The organism is bacterium, from assembly GCA_030654305.1.
In the GTDB taxonomy this organism is placed as follows: domain Bacteria; phylum Krumholzibacteriota; class Krumholzibacteriia; order LZORAL124-64-63; family LZORAL124-64-63; genus PNOJ01.
In genome coordinates this window covers 1-3142 of the sequence record JAURXS010000240.1, presented here as the reverse complement: position 1 = coordinate 3142, position 3142 = coordinate 1, and the positions used below count along the sequence as shown (strand labels likewise).

At 75.5% G+C, this 3142-nt stretch carries 2 protein-coding genes; both read right to left on the bottom strand.

Features of this window, described 5'->3' with window-relative positions; translation table 11 throughout:
• Positions 1 to 1667: phosphotransferase (locus tag Q7W29_06690; protein ID MDO9171501.1), on the bottom strand; the 1667-nt coding region annotated here is incomplete at its 3' end.
• Positions 1660 to 2838: a DUF1343 domain-containing protein gene (locus tag Q7W29_06685; GenBank protein MDO9171500.1), complete on the bottom strand. Its 1179-nt coding sequence runs from the start codon at positions 2836 to 2838 to the stop codon at positions 1660 to 1662. The genes Q7W29_06685 and Q7W29_06690, both read right to left, overlap by 8 nt.
• Between the last annotated feature and the right edge of the window lie 304 nt (positions 2839 to 3142).

Sequence of the window (3142 nt, the reverse complement as noted above, 5' to 3'; positions counted from 1 at the left end):
AAGTGATTCCATGCCAATGGGATGTGATCGCGGAAGGCTCGCTTGCCCTTGACGTTCGACAGGAACGCGAAGGCGCCCAGGGCCTGCATGACGCGCTGCAGCCCGGCCAGGGTCGCCGCACGGAGCAGGTCCGATTCGGCGCGCGGGGCTGGACCGCCGGCGGCGGCGCTCGCTCGCCGGAAGCGGTCCAGGAGTTCGCCACGCAGGTCGTCGCCGAGGTCGACGTAAGCGTCGCGCAGCAGGGACATCAGGTCGTAGGCGCAGGGCCCGAGCCTCATCCCCTGCACGTCGACCAGCCGGACGCGGCCGTCGCGCACCAGGAGGTTGCGCGACTGGAAGTCGCGGTGCATCAGCGCGCGCGGCTGCGCCGCCACGGCGTCGGCCAGCGCGGCGAACTCGTCGTCGAGTCCGGCCAGGTCCCTCTCGGGCACGCCGCGGTCCTCGAACAGGAACCGGCGCCGGAAGTAGGCGGTCTCGGCCAGCAGGTCCTCGCGGCCGAAGACGCGGTCGCGCGCCGCGGGGCAGGCGGCGCTGCGGGCCGTGCCCCGCGACTGCAGGTCGGCCAACAGGTCGACGACCGGGCCGTACAAGGCCGCGCGGTCGGCGCCCGGGGCGTGCGCGAGCCGGTGCAGCGAATCGTCGCCGAGGTCCTCCATCAGGGCGGCGCCGTCCTCGCGGTCGGCGCCGAGCACGGCCGCGCCTCCGAGATCCTCCGCGTGCAGGAAGGCGGCGACCGACACCGCGCGGTCGAACTCGGGATCGCGGGGGCGGTCCTTCATGAGCACGGCGCTGCCGCCGTCCCGGCGCAGGCGCCAGAAGCCGCGGTCGGAACCTTCGGGCGCGAGACGCGTGACGTCGGCGTCGCCCCAGCCGCCGGCCCGCACCACCGGCAGGGCCGCGACGGCGGCGGCGGCCGCGTCGGCGTCGGCGGGGTCGTCCAGGGCGAGCAGCGCCTCGAGGTAGCGGCCGGGCGTCCCCAGGTCGGACCAGCGCAGGCCGGCCGGCGCGACGCCGCGCACCGCTGAGGGTTCGCGCCCGATCCGCGACAGCAGCGCGTCGGCGAGCGCGCCGGGGCCGTCGGGCAGGTCGTCGAGGAAGCGCGCCGCCAGCACCGCGACGCCGGTGTAGGTCAGGGAACGGTCGCCGTCGCGCGCGGCGGCGCCGGCGCGGCCGCCGATGTCGCGCACGATCCCGTCGCCGCCCAGCAGCACGGAGTTGACGGGCGACCAGTCGGCGAGCAGCAGGGTCGCAGCCGCGCCCGTGGCGAGGTGGTCCGCGACGAGGGCGCCGAGGTCGGTGCCGGCATCCCCGGCGATGTCGATGTCGCCGTTGTGCAGCAGGATGTGCGGCTCGCCGCGGAAGAACGCCCGCGCGTTCGCGATCCCGCCGGCGGTGCCCAGGATGTCCGGCTCGGTGAAGACGCGGATCTCGTCGAACCCGTCCAGGGCCCGCGACGCGTCCGCGATCCGCTGCGGCAGGTGGTGGGCGTTCACGGCGAGGCGCCGCGCGCCGGCGCCGTGCAGCCGCGCCGCGATCCGCGCCAGCAGGGTGCGGCCGCCGAGCTGCACCAGGGGCTTGGGGGTCGTGTCGGTCAGGGGGCGCAGGCGCGTGCCGAGCCCCGCGGCCAGGATCATGGCGCAGCGGACGCGGGGTGCGGGCTCAGTCATCGTCGCGCAGCTCCCGCAGCTCGTCCTCGAAGCGCCGCAGCTCCCCGCTCCAGCCGGCGACGAGCTCGCGCGGGTCGGCGCCGGCATCGACGCCCTCGCGCAGCCCGCGACCGCCGGCCAGGATGTCGATGGGCGGCTTCACCGTCTCGTACTCGTAGGGCGGCTCCTTCCAGCGGAACTCGTCCGGCCACAGCGCGCGCGCCGCGCAGAGGACGGCGACCGCCGTCAGGACGGGGCGGAATTCGCGGCGGTCGGTCACGTGCAGCTGCAGGCCGCCGCACAGACGGCCCTGGTGCTTCTGGAAGGTGGGTTCGAAGTGCAGGGGGCGCAGCCGCAGGCCCGGCAGGTCGTAGGCGTCCAGCCGGTCGGCGAGCCGCTCGGGCGCGAGCCAGGGCGCGCCGAAGATCTCGAAGGGACGCGTCGTGCCCCGGCCCTCGGACATCAGGGTGCCCTCGAGCAGGCACATGCCGGGGTAGACGGCGGCGGTGTCCAGCGTGGGCATGTTCGGGGACGGCAGGACCCAGGGCAGGCCGGTCTCGTCGAACCAGGCGGCGGGGTCCAGGCCGCGGCAGCCGACCACCTCGAGGTCGACGTCCAGGCCGCGGCGTCGGCGGAAGAGCCGGGCCAGCTCGCCGACCGTCAGGCCGTGGCGCATGGGCAGCGGCTCGAGGCCGACGAAGGAGCGGTAGTCCGGGTCCAGCACGTTGCCCTCGCGGGCGTTCCCCAGGGGATTCGGGCGGTCCAGCACCAGGACCGACCGGCCCTGCTCGGCGCACGCCTCGAGGCACAGCAGCATGGTCCAGATGAAGGTATAGTAGCGCGCGCCCACGTCCTGCAGGTCGATCACCAGCAGGTCGACGTCCGCGAGCATCGCCGCGGTGGGCTTGCGGTGCTCGCCGTAGAGGGAGTGGGCCGGCAGGCCGGTCGCCGGATCGGCGAAACCCCGCCACTCGACCATGTTGTCCTGGGTCTCGCCGCGCAGGCCGTGCTGGGGGCCGAGCAGGCAGCGCAGGTCCGCGCCGACGGCCGCGCGCAGCAGGGGCGCGGCGTGGCGCAGGCGGCCGTCCACCGAGGCGGGGTGGCAGAGCAGGCCGACGCGCCGCCCGCGCAGCGGCGCGAAGTCGCGCTCGACCAGGACGTCGAGACCGGTCAGGATGGCGTTGCGGGACATGGCGCCGCCTCGGCTGGTGTTCGGCGCCAGTGTAGGCGGCGGCCGCGCAACTGTCGAGGCGCGGTTGCGTAACCACGCGGTCGGCGGCGATGCCGGCCCGGACCGGCCCATTCCACTCCTGCGAGAGGCGGCTCCCATGCGCACCCCCCTGCTGCGGACCCTGTTCATCGTTGCGTGCTGCGGCGCCGCCGGCCTCGCCGCCGCCGCGGATCCCGTCACCGCTCCCGCGCCCCCCGTCGCGCGGGTCGAACCCCATGTCTTCCGCGAGTTCGGCGGCGAGCGCGTCGACGACTACTACTGGCTC

Excerpts from the sequence above, each read along its gene's own strand:
- Q7W29_06685 (MDO9171500.1), bottom strand. The coding sequence starts at position 2,838 with ATGTCCCGCAACGCCATCCTGACCGGTCTCGACGTCCTGGTCGAGCGC.